At 69.9% G+C, this 20,826-nt stretch carries 12 protein-coding genes; 3 read left to right on the top strand and 9 right to left on the bottom strand.

Features of this window, described 5'->3' with window-relative positions; genetic code table 11:
- Positions 1 to 49: 49 nt before the first annotated feature.
- Positions 50 to 769, top strand: a complete 720-nt coding sequence (locus tag ACIA5D_RS28745) for a spermidine synthase (protein WP_396033391.1) — start codon at positions 50 to 52, stop codon at positions 767 to 769.
- A gap of 78 nt (positions 770 to 847) precedes the next feature.
- Positions 848 to 1,135: a hypothetical protein gene (locus ACIA5D_RS28740; RefSeq protein WP_396033390.1), complete on the top strand. Its 288-nt coding sequence runs from the start codon at positions 848 to 850 to the stop codon at positions 1,133 to 1,135.
- Positions 1,136 to 1,207: 72 nt separating this feature from the next.
- Here ACIA5D_RS28740 and ACIA5D_RS28735 read toward each other — a convergent pair whose 3' ends face one another.
- Genes ACIA5D_RS28735 through ACIA5D_RS28695 form a run of 9 tightly spaced genes read right to left on the bottom strand, consistent with a single transcriptional unit; the run spans position 1,208 to position 19,510 of the window.
- Positions 1,208 to 4,534: a beta-L-arabinofuranosidase domain-containing protein gene (locus ACIA5D_RS28735; protein ID WP_396033389.1), complete on the bottom strand. Its 3,327-nt coding sequence runs from the start codon at positions 4,532 to 4,534 to the stop codon at positions 1,208 to 1,210.
- A complete protein-coding gene (locus ACIA5D_RS28730; RefSeq protein WP_396033387.1) occupies positions 4,531 to 5,466 on the bottom strand; it encodes a hypothetical protein in 936 nt (311 codons plus the stop codon). Before ACIA5D_RS28730 ends, ACIA5D_RS28735 begins: the two co-directional genes overlap by 4 nt.
- Positions 5,467 to 5,475: 9 nt before the next feature.
- Positions 5,476 to 6,096: a hypothetical protein gene (locus ACIA5D_RS28725; RefSeq protein ID WP_396033386.1), complete on the bottom strand. Its 621-nt coding sequence runs from the start codon at positions 6,094 to 6,096 to the stop codon at positions 5,476 to 5,478.
- 10 nt (positions 6,097 to 6,106) lie between these two features.
- A complete protein-coding gene (locus tag ACIA5D_RS28720) occupies positions 6,107 to 9,121 on the bottom strand; it encodes a family 43 glycosylhydrolase (RefSeq protein ID WP_396033385.1) in 3,015 nt (1,004 codons plus the stop codon).
- Positions 9,122 to 9,134: 13 nt separating this feature from the next.
- Positions 9,135 to 14,636, bottom strand: a complete 5,502-nt coding sequence (locus tag ACIA5D_RS28715) for an OmpL47-type beta-barrel domain-containing protein (protein ID WP_396033384.1) — start codon at positions 14,634 to 14,636, stop codon at positions 9,135 to 9,137.
- Positions 14,636 to 16,537: a glycoside hydrolase family 127 protein gene (locus ACIA5D_RS28710; protein WP_396033383.1), complete on the bottom strand. Its 1,902-nt coding sequence runs from the start codon at positions 16,535 to 16,537 to the stop codon at positions 14,636 to 14,638. The genes ACIA5D_RS28715 and ACIA5D_RS28710 overlap by 1 nt, the downstream gene beginning before the upstream one ends.
- A 5-nt stretch (positions 16,538 to 16,542) precedes the next feature.
- On the bottom strand, positions 16,543 to 17,349 hold the full coding sequence (locus ACIA5D_RS28705; RefSeq protein ID WP_396033381.1) for a carbohydrate ABC transporter permease: 807 nt from the start codon (positions 17,347 to 17,349) through the stop codon (positions 16,543 to 16,545).
- Positions 17,349 to 18,260, bottom strand: a complete 912-nt coding sequence (locus ACIA5D_RS28700; protein WP_396033380.1) for a carbohydrate ABC transporter permease — start codon at positions 18,258 to 18,260, stop codon at positions 17,349 to 17,351. Before ACIA5D_RS28700 ends, ACIA5D_RS28705 begins: the two co-directional genes overlap by 1 nt.
- On the bottom strand, positions 18,257 to 19,510 hold the full coding sequence (locus tag ACIA5D_RS28695) for an ABC transporter substrate-binding protein (RefSeq protein ID WP_396033379.1): 1,254 nt from the start codon (positions 19,508 to 19,510) through the stop codon (positions 18,257 to 18,259). Before ACIA5D_RS28695 ends, ACIA5D_RS28700 begins: the two co-directional genes overlap by 4 nt.
- 231 nt (positions 19,511 to 19,741) lie before the next feature.
- Between ACIA5D_RS28695 and ACIA5D_RS28690 the strand changes: the two genes are divergently transcribed.
- Positions 19,742 to 20,779 carry a LacI family DNA-binding transcriptional regulator gene (locus ACIA5D_RS28690; protein WP_396033378.1) on the top strand — a complete coding sequence of 346 codons (1,038 nt, stop codon included), beginning with the start codon at positions 19,742 to 19,744 and terminating at the stop codon, positions 20,777 to 20,779.
- Positions 20,780 to 20,826 lie beyond the last annotated feature (47 nt).

Raw genomic sequence — 20,826 nt, 5'->3', positions numbered from 1 at the left:
GAACGGGTCGCACGAGCGCACGGGGCCCGCAGGACTATCCTCGGCACCCATGCACCCGCGACTCGCCGAACTGGACTGGGCCAACACCCGCATCGGCGAGATCAGCCTGCGCCGGCGCCTCGAGCCCACGACCAAGACCGAGGTGTACGAGGTCAAGCTCGGCGACGAGTACCTGATGTCCAGCATGTTCACGGTCGCCGAGGAGGAGTTGGCCCGGCTCACCCTGGCCGCCCTGCCGGACGCGCCGTTGGACGTCGTCGTCGGCGGTCTCGGCCTCGGCTACACCGCCCGCGCCGCGCTCGCCGACGCCCGGGTCCGGTCGCTGATCGTGGTCGAGGCGCTGGCGCCGGTGATCGACTGGCATCGCCGTGAACTGCTCCCGCAGGCCCGCGCTCTCACCACCGACCCCCGCACCACGTTGCTGGAAGGCGACTTCTTCGCGCTGCTGCGCGACGGCGCGGGCTTCGACCCGGCCGCGCCGGACCGCCTCTTCGACGCCATCCTGGTCGACATCGACCACTCGCCCGTCAACGTTCTGGACCCCACCCACGCCGACCTCTACACCCCGACCGGGCTACGCCGGCTCGGCAGCCGCCTACGCCCGGGCGGGGCATTTGGACTGTGGTCCGACGACGAGCCCGACGACGCGTTTCTGGCCGTCCTGCGGCAGTGTTTCGTCGCCGCGACCGCGCATGTGGTGACCTTCGCCAACCCGCTGACCAGGGGCAGCTCCGCCAACACCCTCTACGTCGCCACCACCGCCGGCTGACGCCGACCACAACAAACCGATGCCAAGGTGGTCCGTCAATCGGCCATGCGCGGCGCAGTCCGGTTAGTCTTACCGCTAATGGCTACCTATCGCAGCGCCGCAGTGCTTCTTTCCTCGGACGGCACGAGGACGCCCGGCACCGCCGCCCTCTTCGCCGAGCCCGCCCGCAAGGGCGGGATCCCGCCGTGGGCGGGTGACTTCCGGCCCGCCAACAGCGCGGGCAACGGCCCCAAGAACGCGGTGGGGAAGACCTTCACCCTGGAGCTGCCCGACGGCAGTACCGGCAAGGTCGTGGTCCAGGGCCTCAAGAGCGGAAAGGGCGGCGTCGTGCTGGCGTTGATGGGCGAGGACGCGCCCCCCTTCTGATCGGGAAAGAGCGTTGAACGCGCCGGGACCGCGTGGATCGCAGGCCCCGGCGCGCAACGATCGCGCCGTTCTCTAGCTGTAAGCGGCCTCGAACTGCGCCGTCACGGGCACCCCGTCGACGGTGCCGCTGACCTTGACGGTCACGGTGCCGGCCGGGATCGAGGCGGCGCGGCTGTTGAAGGACTGGTACGCCGAGTGGCCGGGCGCCACGCCGGGGACCGTTCGTGACCCGTACGCCGTGATCAGTTCGATCGTGAGCGGCACCTGGTCGGCGTTGCGGGCGTTGACCGCGACGTACATCGTCGTGCCGACCCGCTGCGTACGGGCCTCGACCTCGACCCTCAACGACGCCGGCGGCGACAGCTCACCGGCGGCCGCGACGGCCGCCGCGACGATGGTGTCCCGCTCCGCCGTGCTGAACACGCCCGCGGTCACGAAGGCCGCCGCCGTGTCGCTGACCGCCGTGACGAACTGGCTGTGCGTCGCGAACGGCGCCTGGTCCCAGACCAGGTCGAGGAACGTCGGGCCATCGGTGCCGGGCGAGACGACGCCGGTGACGGGTACGTCGTAGCGCGGCAGCCCGTCGTTGCGCTTGCGGTTGGGCACCCCGCTGTCGAGGGAACCGAACACGATCGCCGGCTCGGTCCGCCGGAAGTACGACGACGCGGGCTGGTTGTCGCTGATGTAGTAGGGCCGCAGGGTGAGCCCGCCCGCGACGAACGTCGGATCGCCGGCCGCGGTGACCGGCCCGGCGGTGATCGCGGCGCGCGAGTAGTCGCCGTCCCGCTTGAGGCCGCGGTACAGCGTCAGCTCGCGCCAGGAGGTGCCGCCGCCCAGGGCCTGCAGCAGCACCGGACCCCAGAAGATCGCCTGGGTGTCGGGGCGGTCGATGGCCCGCTCGATCCGGATGCTGAACGGCATCCGGATCTCGACCACGTCGCCGGGACTCCAGGTGCGGCTCAGCGTCACGTACGTGCCGGGCTGCGCCGCCAGGTTCTGCGCGGCGCCGTTCACCGCGACGGTGAAGCCCTTCGTGGCCCAGCCGGGCACCCGCAGCTTGAGGTCGAGCGGGCCCGCGCCGTCCACGGTGAGCTTCACCTGGTCCGACCGGGGGAACGTCGTCTCCTGGGTGACGGTGAAGCTCTTCGCCGCCCAGGCGAGGGTGGACGGGACGTACAGGTTGACCCAGAGCGTGCCCTCGTCGGCGGACTTGAGGTAGATCGTCTCCTGGTACTTGGTGTGATTCTCGAGGCCGGTGCCGCCGCAGCAGGTGCCGGTGTTGCCGTAGCTGCGCACGGTGCCCGAGCCCAGCGGCTGGAAGTAGGTGACCTGCGGGTCGCCGGTCGAGGTCGTGTCGGCGCGGGACCCGGCGATCATGTTGAGCATGCCGCGCTCGTAGTAGTCCATGTAGGCCGGGTCGTGCTCGTGCAGGAACAGGTTGCGGGCGAGCTTCATGAGGTTGTACGTCGTGCAGGTCTCCGCGCCGCTGGTCTGCGCCGCGTTGGCGATGTTGTCGCGGTTCTGGAACAGCTCGAGGTTGTTGTTGGAGCCCGGGTAGTTGCCGCTCGTGCCGCCGCTGGCGAACATGCGGTGCGGCACGACCATGCCGTAGAAGTTCTTGGCGGCGGTGAAGTACTCCTGCGCCCCGCCGTGCTCGAAGATGCGCAGGTAGCCGATGAACTGCGGCACGTGGGTGTTGGCGTGCAGCCGCTCGGCGCGGCGGCGGCCGGGCCGGTTGGCCGGGGTGACGACGAGGATGTCGCGGTTCTCCACGGTGGCGCCGAACAGCGATTCGCGGTTGTCGAAGGCCTTGGCGGTCTCGAGGTGCTTCGGGTCGCCGGTGAGCGCCTGGATCTCCGGGAAGACCTCGTTGGCGCCGCCGAACTCGCCGCCGATGTAGAGGTCCCACATGTAGTTGAGGTCGTCGCGGGTGAGCGGGCCCGGGTAGTCGGGATGGTTCTTGTCGCCGATGGTCAGCGCCAGGTGGGCCCAGTCGGCCATCTTGGTGACGACCTCGAGGGCCTGGGCGTTGCCGGTGTGGTAGTAAGCGTCCAGCAGCCCGCGCATGATCTTGTGCTGGGTGTACCAGGGCGCCCACGTGTTGGTGTCGGCGTTGCCGCCGTAGACCGCCCAGCGCGGCGGCCCGAGGCGCAGCACGGCGTCCTCGGGGATGGCGCCGAGGTAGCCGGGGTGGGTGGGGATCCAGTCGGCCGCCCCGGCGGTGGAGGCGGCCACGATGCCGGCGTCGCGGCCGTTGGGCGAGGCGTCCTTGAGCGCCGTGCCGTCGGCCTCGTCGAACTTGTACCAGGCGATGTTGCCGCCGCCGGTGGCGCCGGGCGCCGACTCCAGCAGCGACGCCAGCTCCGGCTGGGTGAGCGCCCGGTCGAAGATGTGGAACTCGTCGATCGTCGCGTCCAGGAACGGGTCGCCGTACTGGGAACGGCCGATCCACCGGTTGCCCGGGTTGCCGAGGTTGGACGGGTTCAGCGTCATGGCGGTGTTGACGCCGGCCGGCTGCCCGTTGACGTACAGGGTGCCGGTGCTGCCGGACAACGTCACCGCGACGTGCACCCAGGAGCCCACCGGAAGCGCCGACGAGCCGTCGATCCGCTGTTCGGCGCCCGAGCCGCCGACGGTGATGGCGAAGCGCGGCACGTTGCCGGTCACGCCGGCCCTTGGGGTCAGGAACATGTTGATGCCGGTGGACTGGCCGAAGTCGAACAGCCGGGTCCAGCTCGCGGTGGAGCCCAGGTTGATCCAGGTGGCGATGGTGAAGTTGGTGAGCTGGTTGATCGCCTCCTGGGGCAGGGTGCAGTACTGCGCCTTGCTCGTCCCGTTCAGCTTGAGCGCGCTGCCGAACTTGCCGGCGACGCGGCCGATCACCGGGGCCGGCTCCTCGCCGCCGTCGCCGCCGCCATCGGTCATGCGGGCGGTGATGGCGGCCTGGCAGGCGGCGAGCTCGGTGACCATCCAGTCGAGCTTGGTCTTGTAGACGACCTCGCCCTGGTCGGCGTACGCCTGCGCGAGGGCGGTCATGTAGTGCCCGGCCCAGTGGCCGCTGAGCAGGCCGCCGTCCTCCCAGCCGCCCGGCACGGCGACGCCCGACGGGTTGGGCCGGCCGGCCTGGTTGTTGAACAGCACGAGGAAGCGACGTTCGTCGTACGACCGCAGGAAGGCCTTGGTGCGGTCGCGCTTGGTCTGCAGCAGTCCGTTGCCCAGCCGCACATCGCCGAGCGGGAAGGGCCGGACGGGGGCGGTCGATCCGGGTCCGACATCGGTCGAGGCGGCGGCGGCAACTGCAGCCCAGGCCGCGCCGGTGGGCAGCGAGGCGTAAAGGCCGGCAGAGGCGGCACCGAGCGCGGAGAGTTGGAAGAGCTGCCGTCGGCTGAGGGGGGTCACTGGCGGTTGTCCTTTCTCAGGGCTTGTCCTTCCCGGCGGGCGTCGTCCAGCAGCCGGGCAACCCGGCGCCGGCGGGCGCGCAGGGCGAGGACGAGAGCGACTAGCAGGACCACCACGAGGAGCTGCGGCCACGGCACGACCCACACCGTCACTTCGGCGGGGCCGGCCGGATCGGCCGGGGAGAGCAGGATCTTCGTGTGGACGGGGCCGAGGCCCCAGACGCCGTGGACGACGCCGCCGGCCGGGCGGGCGCCGCCGGGCAGCAGCTCCCCCGCGGCCGCGCCGCCGTCACGGTGCTTGATGCCGAAGAGCTCGGAGACGGAGAGCGAGGTGTGCGCGTCGGCCCGGACATTTCCGGTGTTGGCCAGCGTGTAACTCACCTCGACCGAGCCCGAGCGGAACGGATTCCAGGAATGCGAATAGCGGGCGCTGACCCGCTGCGCGGCGAGCGTGGACCGCACCGTCCCGCTGGCCCGGAGCATGACCCGGAATCCGACGCGGCTTTCCACCTGGACGGTGCCGTTGCGGCTGAGCACCGACGCGGCGATGCCGGCCGGGTGGTCGCCCGGCGCGGCACCGGCCGGGACGGTGATGGTGAACGGGACGATCGCGGTCTTGCCCGCACCGACGGCGACACTGGACTGCACCGTGATCCAGGTGCCGCCGTCGGTGGACTTCTTGTCCGAGGCGAGCATGTTGAAGTGACCCTTGTCGGTCAGGTAGCCGTCGGCCGCGCTCAGCGCGAACACCGTGTCGGCGGTGCCGAGGTTGCGCACCGCCATCTGTTCGGTGACCTTCTGGCCCGGGTCGAGGGTGCGTTCGATCCACCGGCTCCCGTCCGCGGGCTGGACGGTCCACGTGACCTTGGCACCGGCGTCCGCGGGCACGGGGGTGGCGGCCAGAAGGGCTGCGGTCAGGAGCTGGAGGATCATGAGGGGTCCTTACTCGAACAGGGAGAGCGTCAGCTTGCTCTTGTAGGAGCCGGCCGCCACGTCCGCGGGGGTGCGCAGGAACAGGTCGGCGTTGACGGAGTACGCGTCACCGGTGACCGACGCCGAGTCGTACGTGGACACCAGCAGCTCCTGGTCGGTGAGGCCGACGTTGTTGCCCGGCTGGGTCGGCTCGTCCAGGGAGGTGACGACCTCCTCACCCTCGCTGACCTGTCCCTCGCTGTTGCCCGCGTCGACCAGGCGCGGCTTCCAGCCGAGGTGGTCGGCGGTGATCGGGGCCTGGCCGGCTGTGCCGGTGAAGTCGCTCGCCGAACCGAGCACGGCCCAGCCGGAGCCGGCCGGGATCTCGTCGGCGGTGCGGGTGTCGGTGACGGTCACCGTCGGCAGGGTGCCGGTGAACTGCCGGACGGTCAGCGTCGAGCCGTTCTCCTGCAGGGTCGCCGCGCCGCCGGCCACGGTCAGGGCCAGCACGCCGGGCACCTTGATCGGCGCGATCTGGACGGTGACGTCGACGTCGGCCGAGTCGCCCGGGTCGGCGATCGCGGCGGTCGGGAAGGCGGCCACGCCGGCCAGCGCGGTCACCGCGATCAGCCGTTTCTTCGGGATGTTCATCGTGCTCCTATCAATTGCAGGTGAGAGCGCCGTAGGGGGCGTTGAGGGTGGTGCCGGACACGGTCGCCGTGGCGGTGCCGGCCGGGATCGCGGTGCTGCGCACCGCGAAGGACTGATAGGCGTCGGTCCTGACTGCGGTGAAGACCTTGCTTCCGTACGGCGTTTCGACGGCGATGTCCACAGCGGAGTCGCCCCCGTTGTGGGCGTTGACGGCGAGGTAGGCCTTGCCGGCGATGCAGCGGGGCGCGGCGGTGACGGTGACCGGCACGACCACCGTTCCCGGGTCGTCCGCGAAGACCCGCCATTCGGTGACGGCGACCGCGGAGTACGTGGTGCCGTTGGAGTTGGCGTTGATGGTGGCGCGCAGTCGCGAGGTGGTGACCGGCGTGAACGTGACCGTGTTGAACGCGGTCGAGCTCGTGCCGTACGCGCTCGCCCCGGCGACGTCCTGGAACGCGCTGCCGTCCCAGTACTGCAGCTTCCAGCCGTCCGGTTCGGCGACGCCGTCGCCGGTGCCCTTGTTGGAGTCGCGCCAGAACTTCAGCTCGGCGCCGGTGAGGCGGATCGGCCGGGACCAGTCGTACTGGATCCACTGGGTGGCCGGCCGGGTGCCGGACCAGGTGCCCCAGATCTGCGCCTGGCCGGGGTTGGCGACGTCGGCGTTGTCGTTGAGCGCCGTGACGCTGTTCCAGCCGGCGGTGTACGACGCGGTCGGCGTCGCGATCGGCCCGACGTTGCCGGAGAGCGGCCCGGACAGGTCGGCCGGGATGGTCGCCGTCTTCGCCGTCTCGAGGTTGCCGGCGTTGTCGGTGGCGCGGAACGACACCGTGTGCTTGTTCGAGCCGGGCGCCGCGATCGGGCCGGTGTAGGCCGTCCAGGCCGCGGCGTCGATCGCGTACTCGATCCGCGCGACGCCCGAGGTGGCGTCGGTGGCGGCGACGGTCACGGCCCGGTCGGCGACCGTCCCGGTGCTGGCCGGCGCCACCGCGTCGATCTTCACCGGGAGAGTGGACGCCGCCGACTTGTTGCCGGCGCGGTCGGTGGCGGTCGCCGTGACGGTGTGCTGCCCGTCGCCGGTGACGTTCACGTCGGCGTAGCGAACCGGCTCGGCCGTGACGGGAGCACCGTTGTCCACGGTGGACTGGATGGTCATCCGGCCACCGCGGTCGTCCACAGCCGATGCCCGCACCTTGACGGCCGAGCGATACCAGCCGCTGGTCCCGGCGCTGCCGCTGGGCGTCAGCGTCAGCGTCGGCGCGGTCACGTCGCCCTCGGTGTCGCCGGGCGAGATGACCGTGACGGTCGCGGTCACCTTGCCGGCGGCGTAGCCGAGCACGTCGCCCGCGATCTGGAACGTTCCGGGTGTGGAGACGTCGGGGACCGGATCCCAGTAGACGGGCACCGACAGCGTCTCCGAGCCGAAGGTGACCGGCACCGTGCCGGGCAACTCGGTCTCGCCGGTCTCCACCGTGATGGCCGGGGCCGCGACCGTGGCCGGCTGGGCGGCAAGGATCTTCCACTCCTCGACCGCGACGGCCGAGTACGTGGTGCCGTTGGTCGAGGCGTCGAAGGTGGCCCGGACCTGCGTGGTGGTGACCGCGTCGAAGGTGGTGCTCTGGAAGCCCGAGGTGCTGGTCGGGTAGCCGCTCGGGTTGGGCACGTCGGCCCACTGACCGGTGGCCAGGTTCCAGTACTGGATCTTCCATCTGGCCGGGGCGGCGACGCCGACGCCGGTGCCCTGGGCCTGGTCGTTCCAGAAGTCGATCTGCGAACCGGTGATCCGCATCGGCTGGTCCCAGGTGTACTGGACCCACTGCTGCGGCGGGTCATTGCCGGTCCAGGTGCCCCACATGTCGGGCGGCAGCGGGTTGGCGTGCACGATCTCGTCGTTGAGCGCCTTCACCCAGTACTGCGTGGGCACCGGGGTGTTGGAGACGGTGACCTTGGCCTCCTGGGCGATGTTCGCCCGCGGCGTGCGGTTGCGCTCCTTCACTGGCGTCTGGACGACCTGCTTCATCCGCGGCGGCGACAGCGTGTCGTCCCACTCCACTTTGTCGATCGCCACCGAGCGGCGGAAGTGCCCGCCGCCGACCGCGTCGGCGGTGTGGTAGGCGAGGTACCACTGGCCGTGGTACTGGATGATGCCCGGGTGGCTGGTGGTCGACGACACCGGCGTGAGCACGGTTCCGCGGTACGTCCACGGCCCCTCGGGCGAGCCGGCGGTCGCGTACGCGATGCAGGCGTGGTAGTTGGCCGGGGTGCACGCCGACGTCGGGCCGGCGTTGTTCCCCGCGTACGCCAGGTAGTAGGTGCCGTTGCGCTCGAAGATCCAGGGCGCCTCGAAGAAGCCGGTCAGCCCGGTGATGGACTTCTGGGTGCCGATCGGCGTCTTCATGTCCGGCTGGTACTCGAGCCAGCGCAGCTGACCGAACGTTCCCCAGTAGACGAACACCCGGCCCTTGTCGATCAGGATGGTCGGGTCGATGTTCTGGATGGTGTTGGCGGTCGGGACGCGCTGCGAGATCAGCGGCCCGCCGATGTAGTCGGTCCACGGCCCGGTCGGGCTGTCGGCGACGGCCACGCCGATGGCGAACTTGTCGGCGGCGGTGCTGGTCCGCTCGCTGACCGGTAGATACCAGTAGTAGCGGCCGTCCGGGCCCTGGACGACCTGGCCGGCGTAGGCCCGGCCCGCGGTGGCCCAGCTGAACAGGGTTTCCGGCCGGGCGAGGGACGGGTAGTGCGTCCACGTGCCGGAGGCGACGTCGGACGTGCGGAACGCGCCCCACTCGTTCATCTGGAAGTCGTTGGTGGTGGGACCGGCCTCGTCGTGGCCGGTGTAGATGTACAGCTGGTCGTCGGCGACCAGCGGGGCCGGGTCGGCCGAGTAGTACGTGCCGTCGGCCAGGATCGGGTTGCCCACGTGGGTGAAGGTGTACGGGTCGGCGGCCAGGGCGGCCGTGGCGGGGGCGATCAGCAGCCCCGCCACGACCATCCCCGCGACCGCCGCAGCACGCAGCAGTCTCAAGGTGCTTCTCCTGTTATCCGCAGCTCGCGGCGCCGTACGGCGCCTGGATCTCGGTGGTGACCGAACCGCCGGTGACCTTCACGGTCGCGTTGCCGGCCGGAACGATCGCAAGCCGCGAGTTGAACTGCTGGTAGGCGGTCTTGCCGGGAGCAACCGCGAGGACCTTCTTCGATCCGTACGGCGTGACCAGCTCGATATCCAGTGCCTGGTCATCGGCATTGACCGCATTCACGGCCACGTACGCCTTGCCGCCGATGCACTGGGTCTTGGCCTGGACCTGGACGTCGAACTGCGGATCCGGGGTGCCCGGGACGTCGTAGACCTCCCACTCCTGCACACCGGGAGCGCCCTTGCCCTCCTCGGTCCCGCTCGACTGCAGCAGGGCCCGCAGCTTCGTGGTGGTCACCTTGGTGAAGGTCACCGTGTTCCACGCGGTCGCCGACGTGCCGTAAGCGGATGGAGAAGCGACGTCCTTCCAGGCGGAGCCGTCCCAGTACTGGATCTTCCAGGACGCGGGCGGGGCGACACCCGCGCCGGTGTCGTCGAGGTCCTGGCTGAACCAGATGCGGCTGTGGTCGACCGTGACCGGCGACGCCCAGTCGAGCTGGATCCACTGCTCGCCGACCTGCGGCCAGGTGTTCCACACGTCGGTGTTCGGCCCGACCGGTCCGGTCGGCTGGACGCCGTCGGCGATGTTGTCGGCGGTCAGCCAGCCCGGGGTGTACGACGCGGACGCCGTTCCGGTGCGGGCGACGTTGACCGGCGCCTGCCCGGCCGCGACCTCGAGGGTCCCGACGCCCGACGTGTTGCCGGCCTTGTCGACCGCCCGGTAGTCGACCGTGGTGGCCGACGACCCGATCGGGACCGCGCCACCGGCCGTGGTCCAGTCCTGGGTGACCACGCCGCCGACGGTGAGTCGGTACTGCACCGCCGCCACCCCGGAGCCGGAGTCCACGCCGGTGATCGACACCGAGCGGGTGGCCGCGTCGAGCGACGCGGTGACCGACGGGAGGGTCTTGTCGATGCCGACGGTGACCTGGGTGACCGGCGAGACGTTGCCGGCGTCGTCGGTGGCCCGGGCCTTCACCACGGTCGAGCCCTCGGCCGAGACGGTGACCGGCGCCGTGTACGCCGCGAAGGCGCCCGACCCGACCGCGACCTCGATCTTCGGGTTGTCGTCCTGGTTGTCGGTGGCCGTCGCGGTCACGCTGACATTCGTGTTCGTCCAGCCGGTCGGCAGCGCCGGGTCGGTGGAGAGCACGGTGACCGGGGCGACCTCGTCCGTCGAGCCGCCGTCGCCGACGGAAACCGTTGCCGTGGCGGTCTTGTCGGTGCCGGCCACCTGGCCGCTCACGACGAAGGTGCCCGCCGTGGCGTACTTGGCCGGGTCGATGGCATCCCACGTGACAGCGATGCCGCTCTGCCGGGAGCCGTCGTTGTAGCCGACCGTGACGCCGGCCGGCAGCGCCGGGGCGACGCCGACCTTGGTGGTGACGGTGACCGGGTCGACCGTGTTGATCTGCACCGGGTCGCTGCCGCGGACCCACACGTGGGCGGTGGCGGTCAGCGTGGTGCCGGCAACGAAGCCGGTGACCGTGAAGTCACCGACGGCCGCGACCTTGGCCGGGTCGATCTGGCCCCAGGCCACCGCGACCGGCAGCTTGGCGCCGTCGGCGTAGGTGACGTCGACCGTGGACGGCAGCGCCGGCACGACGCCGACCTGGGTGCGGGCGTCCACGCCCTGGATCGAGCTGGCCGCGGCGGCGAAGACCCGCCATTCGGAGACCCCGACCGCCGAGTACGCCGTGCCGGCCGCGTTGGGCAGCCCGTTGAAGGTGGCCCGCAATCTGGTCGTGGTGACCCCGTCGAACGACACCTGGTTGGTGCGCCCGCGGACCGCCGGGTCGAACCCGGTCGCCCCGGTCACGTCCTTGAACGCGGCGCCGTCCCAGTACTGCAGCTTCCACGACTTCGGCACGGCGACGCCGCTTCCGCCGGTGGTGGAGTCCGACCAGAAGTCGATCGACGCCTTGTCCGCGCGGACGGCCGACGGGAAGTCGTACTGCAGCCAGCGGGTGGCCGGCTCGTTGCCGGTCCACGTCCCCCAGAGGTCGGTCTGCGCGCCGCCGGTGAACAGCGGCGGCTTGCCGTCGTTGACCGCGTTCACCGAGTTCCAGCCGGCCGTGAAGCTGGCCGACGGAGTCGCCGTCGAGGCGACGTTGATCTCGCCCTCGGTCAGCGCGGTGCCCTGTACCACGACGTCCTTGGTCACCGTCGCGGTGCCGTTGCTGACGGTCAGCCGCAGCGTGTACCGGCCCGACTTGGTGAACCGGGCCACCGTGGTGGGCGCGTTCGCGGGATCGAAGGCGGCCGAGCCGCCGTCCGGCGCGTCCACGACCGTCCACGCCGAGGTGAGCGCGGTGCCCGGGTTGCCGTCGTCCTGCGCGAGCCCGATCAGGCGGGCGGAGCCGGCCTGGTTGTACGACGAGTCCACCCACGCGTCCGCCAGCGGCGGGGCGTTGACGGGCTGCGGCGCGGCAACGCCGCTGTCATAGGCCTGGACCTCCTTGATGCCGGTCTTCGATCCCGGCGCGTGCTGCACGGTGACGCGCAACTTCTTGGCCGTGACCTCGGGGAACCGGACCTGGTTGAGGTTGCCGCGCGGGTAGGCCGGCGACCGGGTCTCGTCCGGGATCGTCTTCCAGCCGTCGCCGTTGTCGTACTGGACCGTGAACTGGGCCGGCGCGGAGTATCCGGCCACGGTCGCGGTCGTCGTGGACTTGTAGAAGTACACCCGTACGTCGTCGATCTTCTTGTCGCCCTGCAGGTCGATGTCGATCGAGTCGGAGGCGTTGGGCGATCCGGCCGTGCCCCAGAACGGCTCGTTGACGGTGGTGCCGTCGACGGCGCCGGCCGGAGCGCGGCCGCTGGCCGAGAAGGTCGCGGTGGCCGGCTTGCCCTGGGCGACGTCCGGCTTGCCGGTGCTGGCCGGGTTGATGTCGGCGCCGGCCTTGGCCATCACGTCGACGATCCGGTCACTGGCGGCGAACCGCACGTCCTGCGGCGCCTGCACTTCGTTCTGGGCATGAGAGAGGACCGTGACGCCGGGAGCCGCTTCGACGGTGCCGGTCGCCGGGTCGTACACGATCTTGCCCAGCTTGTCGGCGGTGAAGGCCAGTTGACCGTCGAGGTAGACCGAGTAGCCCTCGGGAACATCGGCGCCGTAGTACTTCGTGCCGCCGGGCGCGTCCCAGACGACGGTCAGGTCCTTGTCGCGGTAGCGGATGTTGTTGGCGGTGAAGTGGTCCCAGCCGATGTCGATCGGGTCGAGCTCCACCTTCGCGTCGGAGCGCGGGCGCAGGCCCATCGCGTCCTCGATCATGGTGAAGTTGGTCGCGCCCAGGATCGTGTGGTGGATCCACGAGCGGTAACCGACGGTGCCGCCGTTGGCGGTCGAGCCGTCCGCCCAGAACTCGTTCTGGTCCGGGTACCGGTTGTCGCCGTTCTGGTACTGCGCGAACGCGTTCCAGTACAGCAGCTTCTTGTACGACTCGGCGTTCAGATACGGCGAAGGGTAGTTCCGCAGCGCCGAGGCGAGCATTCGGAAATCGACCGTCGAGTTGATGATCGAGAAGTTGTTGCTGCCCGGGTCCCCCGCCGCGGCGGCCGCGGCCTTGTCGGCCTGGTTGGCCGTGGTGAACGGGAAGATCGGGTACTGCTGGTCGTCGGCGAACAGGCGCAGCGCCTCGACGTACGGCTGGGTGTAGTCGGCGTCGCCCGGCTTGGGCATCAAGCCGACCGCGTACGGATAATAGTTGTTGATCTCTTTCCACGGCACCTTGACGTTGCCGTTGACCAGGTTGTGCTTGAGCAGGTTGCCGTAGAGGCCCATCTCGTCCGGGGTGGTCCGGGCCGGCTCCCACAGGTACTGCAGGACCGCGGCCTTGATCTCCTCGGCGAACGCGTCCATCTCGGCGGCCTTGGCGGTGTCGCCGGCGGTACGGTACGCGGCGGCCGAGGCCTTCGCGTTCGAGTACAGGTACGCGTTCTCGGCGCGGTCCATGTTCTGGTTCTTGCGCCAGTCGAACGACACCGCGTCGGCGTCGTTGCCGGTCATCGCGCCCCAGCTGTACTCGATGAGGCCGTTGCCGTTGGTGTCGTACGCCTGCTGGAGGCCCTTGACGTCGTCCTCGGCGTACTTGGCGAGGTTCTCGGCGATGGCCGACGGGCCGCCGTGCAGCTGGTACGACCGCCAGGCCGCCTCGGAGATGTACTCCGTGTAGCTGTTCGACCAGTTGGCCGGGTCGCCCGGGTTGTCGACGTACTTCGAGCTCTTGGCGACCTCGCCGGCGGACACCCACGGCCCGTACGAGTAGACCGGGTCGCGGAAGTACTTGAGGTCGTCGACGAACATGCCGACGGTCAGCACGATCGCGTTGTTGTAGCCGAGCACGCCCTCCATCGACGTCGGGAACTGGTAGTCGTTGCCCGGCAGGTCGGCGTCGAGGAAGTTGTACCGCATCAGCCACCAGCGGTAGAACAGCGTCTTGTCGATGTTGTTGTCCGGCGTGTCCAGGTAGGGCACGTTGTCGGCCCACCACTTGTTGTAGGTGGTGACCTGATCGGTGTAGGCCGCGGCCGGGGTCTTCGATTTGATCGCGGAGTACTCGGTCGCCGAGTCCGGCTGCTCCTTGGTGATGAAGCCCAGCTGGAGCTTGGTCTTCGCCGCCCCGCTCGCCGGCACCGCGACGGTCTGCTTCAGCGTGCCGTCGACCGGCGCGAAACCGTCGCCGGAGAACCGCGGGAAGATCGTGGTGAGCTTGTTGAACGCGATCGTCGAGCCGGTCAGCTCGCCGCTGTCGTCGGCGACCGTCTTGGCGAACGCCGAGGTGGCGGTCAGCACGACGTTCTTGGCGGCGCCGTTGGTGCTGGACAGGTCGAGGTTCGTCACCGCGACGTTCTTGTCGGTGATGAACTTGGTCTCGACGATCCGCAGGCCGGCCGCGGTGTTGTTGAAGACCCCGCGGAAGTAGCTGGGGGTCTGCTTGCGGGACGCGGCGTCCTCGGTGAGCGTGACGTCCGCGCCGTTGACCGAGGCGGTGATCGTGTACGCGCCCTGGCCGCCGGCGATCGACTCGATGTAGGCGACCTCGCCGCCGAAGCCGAGCACGCCGGGGCTGTGCGTCTTCATGAACACGGCGCGGCCGCGGCTGAACAGGTACTGGTTGGCGTCGCCGTTCGAGCCGCCCGGCTGGTTGCCGGTGCGGGCGAGCATGTGGTCGAACCAGAAGTCCTTGTCGCTGTTCGATCCGGCGCCGGCGGCGACGTCGGCGTCGAAGATGGCCTGGAGCTGGTTGCGTACGTGGTACCCGGTTCCTTCGGCGGGCACCGGGTCGGCGTCGCCCTTGAAGGTGGGGTACGGGGTGTCGGCCGTGGGAGCGGCCTGTGCGGCGGCAGGGGGCGTCAGGACCGTCGCGAGAACTGCCGCGACGACCCCATACTTTGCGAGTTTCACTACTGGTTGGTCCTTCCGTCGGCGAGGGGCAGCCAGACGCGCATGGTCGACGGGCCACGACGGGCCCATCGGTGGTAAGGACGCAGCGGGACGTCGACGGTCCCGGTGATGGGTTCGAGCGCGATGCCGTACGGCCAGCCTTGTGCCGGGGGCTGGACCGTAAGACCGGTGACAACGACGGCACCGTCGCGTTCCTCGGCGTGCGGGAGTACCCGCAGGGCGTTCAGGTCGACGCCCTGGGGCAGGTCCACGGACTCGGCGCAGAGCACGATCGGTCCGCGTTCGACGGCGACACAGCCGCGGATGGCATCGATGCGCGGGTCGGGCGCGGTGATGCGGGGTTGCAGTGGCAGTTCGAGAACTACGACGTCGCCCGGGGAGAAGCGGCGGTTCAGGTGGGCCCAGCCCGGTTCGACCGGCCGGCCGTCGAGGGTCGCGCCGGTGGCCCAGTGCGGCACTCGGAGGCTGAGCGTCCAGGGGGTGTCGGGTGACTCGATGATCCGGACGGTGATGCGCCCCTCGTGGGGGTAATTCGTGTCGATCTCGCAGCCGTACCGGCCAGTGTTGATCGAGGCGGCCGCGTACTGGTGGATCTGGAGCCCGTCGTCGTCGACGGTCGCCAGGTAAGCGGCGAGGCTCGCGTACGTGCGGGCCAGGTTGGTCGGGCAGCAGGAGACGGCGAACCAGGGCGCGCGCAGGCTGGACGCCGCCCGCGGCACGAGCACGTCCGGCGCCGGTTCGGTGCCGGGCACCCGCTGGTGCAGGGTGTTGGTGTAGAAGAAGCCGCGGCCGTCGTCGGCCGGCGACGTGGCGATGACGTTGAACAGCGTGCGTTCGATCAGGTCGGCGTAGGCCGCGTCGCCGTGCGCCAGCAGCAACCGCCAGCTGAGCATCACCGACCCGATCGCGGCGCACGTCTCGGAGTACGCCCGGTCGGGCGGCAACACGAAGTCCTCGCCGAAGGCCTCGTCCTGATGCCGCGAGCCCATCCCGCCGGTCAGGTACGTGCGCCGGGCCACCGTGTTCTGCCACTGCCGGGTCACGGCGTCGAGCAGCCCGGCATCGCCGGTCTCCACGGCCACGTCCACCGTGCCCGCGGCCAGATAGGTGGCCCGGACAGCGTGCCCGCGCAGCACCTCCGCCTGCCGCGTGGGCACGTCGTCCTGGAAGTAGGAGCGGCCGAACTCGATGTCGGACAGGACCTGGTTGCCGCGGCGCTCGACGAACAGCCGGGCCTGCTCGAGGTAACGGCGCTCGCCGGTGACCCGGTACAGCTCGACGAGGGCGGGCTCGATCTCGGCGTGCCCGCACACCGAGGCGATCCCGTCCGGCCCGAACACCTCGCAGACGTGGTCGGCGGCCCGCACGGCCACCTGGAACAGCTCGTCGGGGCCGGTCGAGCGGGCCCGGGCCACGCCGGCCTGGATGAGGTGGCCGTACGAGTAGATCTCGTGCCCCCATTCCAGGTCGCTGTAGCGCGGCGCCTGGCCGGGCCGGCCGAAGTTGGTGTTCAGGTAGCCGTCGGGCTCCTGCGCCGCGGCGACCCGGCGCACGATCGCCCGGTAGCGCTCGTCCAGGGCGGCGTCGCCGGTCCGGCCGTACTCCCAGGCCATGGCCTCCAGGAGCTTGTAGATCTCGGTGTCGGAGAACTCGCGACCCCGGCGGTCGGCGGGCAACCGGCCCTCGGCGGCGGCGTCGAAGTTGCCGAGCCAGCCGGTCTTCTCCAGCCAGTGCTCGATGTGCTCGAGGGACGCCGTGCGGTTGATGTCCTGGCGCTGCTGCCAGAAGCCCGGCCGCAGGCTGACCTCGCGCAGGCCCAGCGGACGCAGCCGGCCGGTGGTGGGCGCGGCGGGCGTGACCGGGGCGCTGCGGGTGGCGATGGGTGCTTCGTCGACAGTCACGTGTTTCAACCCTTGAGTGCGCCGGACATGAACCCGCGGACGTAGTGCCGCTGGAGGGCGAGGAAGATCAAGATGCAGGGCAGCGCGAGCACGACCACGCCGGCTTCGGTGGCGCCGTAGTCGACGATCCCCATGACCTGCTGCCGCATGTTGGCCACCGCCAGCGGCAGGGGCGCCTTGGCCGAGTCGCTGATCAGCACCAGCGGCGTGATGAAGTCGTTCCAGGCGGCCAGGAAGGCGAACATGCCGACCGTGACCAGGCCCGGCCGGACCGCCGGCAGCAGGATGTGCCGCAGGGCCCGGAAGCTGCCGCACCCGTCGACCAGCGCCGACTCGCGCAGTTCCTTGGGCACGGCCTCGAACGAGATGCGCATCATGAACACCGCGAACGGCAGCTGGAACATGGTGAGCACAAGGGACAGCCCGACCAGGGAGTTCTGCAGGCCGAGGTCGTTGAGCAGCACGTACAGCGGGATGAGCAGGGTCGCGTACGGCACCATCAGGATCGCCAGCGTGACCAGGAACAGCACGTTGCGCCCCGGGAAGCTGAACATCGCGAAGGCGTACCCGCCGAGCGTGGACACGATGAGGGTGAACGCGACGGTCATCAGCGACACCGCCGTGGAGTTCAGCAGGTACTGGACGATGCCGGCCTGGTAGTGGGCGAGGGTCTGGTAGTTGCCGAGGCCCCAGCCGTGTACCTGGGCGGTACCGCCCTGCGGGCTGACCGAGGCCACCGCGGCCCAGACGAGCGGAAAGAGGAACAGGAGTGCCAGCGCGCCGGTCACGACGCGCGCGGGAGTGCGCAGCATCAGTTCTCCTTGCCGCGGAGACTGCGGAACTGAACGAGATTGATGATCAACAGGGCGCCCAGCACCAGGATCGACAGCGCGGCCGCCCGGCCGAGGTCGTTACGTCCCTGGAAGGCCGAGTTGTAGATGAGCTGGACGATGGTGATCGTGCTGTTGTCCGGGCCGCCCTTGGTGAGGATGTAGAACTGGTCGAAGGCCAGCAGCGAGCCGGTGACGCACAGGATCGTGCTGAGCGCCAGGGACGGCCGCAGCAGCGGCAGGGTGATCCGGCGGAACGTCTGCCACCGGTTGGCGCCGTCGAGACGGGCCGCCTCGTAGACGTCACCGGAGATGCTCTGCAACCCGACGAGCAGCAGGAGCATGTAGAAACCGGCGTAGCGCCACACGATCAGGACCACGGTCGACCAGAGCGCCGACATCGGTGTACCCAGGAAGGAGATTGGTTTGTCGGTGAAGCCGAGCAGCGGGCTGCTCTGCGGGGAGTAGAGGGCGTAGAACAACAGCGAGGCGGAGGCCAGGCCGAGGGCCGACGGGATCAGGAAGGACGTGCGCAGCAAGCCCGTCCAGCGGGTCGACTCCTGGACCAGCAGCGCGAGCCCGAGGGCCAGCGCGAGCAGGATGACCGTGGTGACGACCGTGTACTTGATCGTGAACCACACCGACGGCCACAGCAGCGGGTCGTCGAGCGCGGACTGGAAGTTCTTCCCCGAGTTCCAGCCCCGGTCGCCGGTGAACAGCTTCCAGTCGGAGACCGACATGCGGGCCACGATGCCGATCGGGACGACGAAGAAGATCAGGACGAACGCGGCGGTGGGGAGGGCGTACCCCCACCCCGCCAGCGACGACGACCAGCGCCGTCGCCGGCTGGGGCGAGAATCCGCCGCGAGGGCGGGCAGGCTGCGCACTGTCACTGCTGGCCGAGAACCTGGGTGATGGCGTCGTTGTCCTTCTCCAATGACGAACCGTCGCCGTAGACCTGGTTGCGGATCAGGGTGACCCAGGGGCTGCCCGGGGCGTTGAACGCCTGCTGGCAGTTGATGGCCACCGGGACCTTGCTCTCCGGCCGGCCCGCGACCTCGTTGATCAGGGCCACCCGGGGGTCCTTGGCCGTGTACTGGTTGTTGACCAGGTCGCTGCGGGCCACCGAGGTGCCGTTCTTGGCCAGGACGTCGACCTGGCCCTTCTCGGACATCATCCAGGCGAGGAAGTTCCACGCCTGCTGGGACTTCTTCGAGTCCTTGGAGACGCCGATGCCGTCGCCGCCGACGAAGGTGGAGCCGCCGCCGTTGACGCCCGGGATCGGCGTCACGCCGACCTTGACGGTCTTGTCGGCGGTGGACAGCAGCGTCGCCGGGTACGGCATCACGCCGACCTTGCCCTGCTGGAAGCCCGCGACCCAGGTGGCGCCGGTCTCCTCTTTGGAGCCGGGAGCGATGGCGCCCGCGGCCTGGAGGTCATGCCAGGTCGAGTACACCTCCTTCGCCGCGGTCCCGTTGAGCAGCGACTTGGTGCCCTCGGGGTTCATCACGTCCTCGCCGCTGGCCCAGACCATCGGGAACCAGGTGAAGATGTTGCAGCCGCCGCAGTTGCCGCCGAAAAAGGTGCCGCTGACGCCCGGCTTGTTCAGCTTCTGGATGGCGAGAGCCTGGTCCTTGAACTCCTTGAGGGTGGTCGGGCCCTTCTCCGGGTCGAGACCGGCCGCCTTGTAGAGGTCCTTGTTCCAGAACATGACCGACAGATCGAGTACGAACGGAAGCACGTACTTCTTGTTCTCGAAGGTGCCGGCCGTCAGGTGCGCTTGGTTGATCTTGTCGGCGTACGGGAGCTTGGCGATGCTGTCGGTCAGGTCGGCGAACAGGCCCGCCTTGGCCCAGTTGGGCACGTAGACGATGTCGGCCGCGAACAGGTCGGGCAGGTCGCCGCTGCCGGCCGCCGCACCCACCTTCGCCACGTAGTCGTCATTGGGGACGATGGTCAGCTTGACCTGGTTCTTGTGGCTGGCGTTGTACGCGTCGACCAGGGCCTTGGCCTGCAGCTCCAGCGGCGCACGCGTCCAGAGCGTCAGCTCCGAGCCGTCGTCGACGCCGTCGACGCCCGCGGCGGCCGGCGGGGCGGCCGATCCCTTGTCGTCGTCACCGCCACAGGCGGCCAGACCGGCCATGGTCAATGTTGCGACAGCAATTCCCGCTATCGCTCTGCGAAGGTTGATGGATATGTCGAGCCGCACGTTGCCCTCCGAGACACACCACAAAAGGTTTTCGGGCCGTTTCGGTCGAGACGCCACCACAGGTACTCTCATACGCAGGTAGGGCGTCTTCCGGGGGAGCTTGCGGAAGACCGAAAAGGTTTTCAGGAACGTAATACGGAGGAAAAACTGTTGTCAAGGGGCGCGATGGAGCAGGGGTCCAGTGCGGACGGTCTACGCCCGACCGGCCGATCTACGCTGCGTGACGTCGCCAAGCTCGCCGGCGTCTCGATCGCGACCGCGTCGAAGGCGCTCAACAACCAGCCACAGGTCCGCGCCGAGACCCGTGCCAAGGTCATTCAGGCCGCCGAGGAGTTGTCGTTCTCGCCCAACACGCTCGCGCAGGGGTTGATCACTCAGCGCAGCGGAACGGTCGGTCTGCTGACCTCCGACCTCGAGGGCCGATTCTCGATTCCGATCCTCATGGGCGCCGAAGACGCGTTCGGTTCCGACCAGACGTCGGTGTTCCTCTGTGACGCCCGGGGCGACAATCTTCGCGAACGCCATCATCTGCGCGCGCTGCTGTCGCGGCGGGTCGACGGGCTGATCGTGGTGGGCGCCCGCCCCGACGCACGGCCGTCCCTGGGCGACCTTCCGGTGCCGGCGATCTACGCCTACTCCCCCTCCGACAACCCGGCCGATCTGTCCCTGATCACCGACAACGTCGGCGGCGGCCAGATGGCCGTCGACCACCTGATCCGCCACGGCCGCCGGCGCATCGCCCACATCACCGGCGACCCGTCCTACGGGGCGGCACAGGACCGCGCCCGCGGCGCCCTCGACCGCCTCGCCGAGGAAGGCCTCCCGCTCGCCGGCGACCAGGTCTGGTTCGGCGCCTGGTCCGAGGCGTGGGGCCGCGGCGCCACCCGCATGCTGCTGCAGCGCGACCCCGACGTCGACGCGATCTTCGCCGGCTCCGACGAGATCGCCCGCGGCGTCCTCGACGTCCTGCACCAGGAGGGTCGCGCCGTCCCCGCCCAGGTGGCCGTCATCGGCTTCGACAACTGGAAAGTCCTCGCCGTCAACGCCCGCCCGCCACTGACCACCATCGACATGAATCTCGAGGAGCTCGGCCGGCTCGCCGCCCAGCGCCTCTTCGCCGCGATCGACGGGACGCTCGGCTCCGGCACCGAGACCATCGGCTGCCGCCTGATCACCCGCGAGTCCACCGCGCCGCTCGACTGACCGCTCGGGGCCTCCGCTTCCATCGCCCTGATCACTGGCACCGCGGG

Source organism: Actinoplanes sp. NPDC051513, assembly GCF_044454685.1.
Lineage (GTDB): Bacteria > Actinomycetota > Actinomycetes > Mycobacteriales > Micromonosporaceae > Actinoplanes.
Note: the sequence above shows the minus strand (reverse complement) of the source record. Positions and strands in the feature narration are given on the sequence as shown.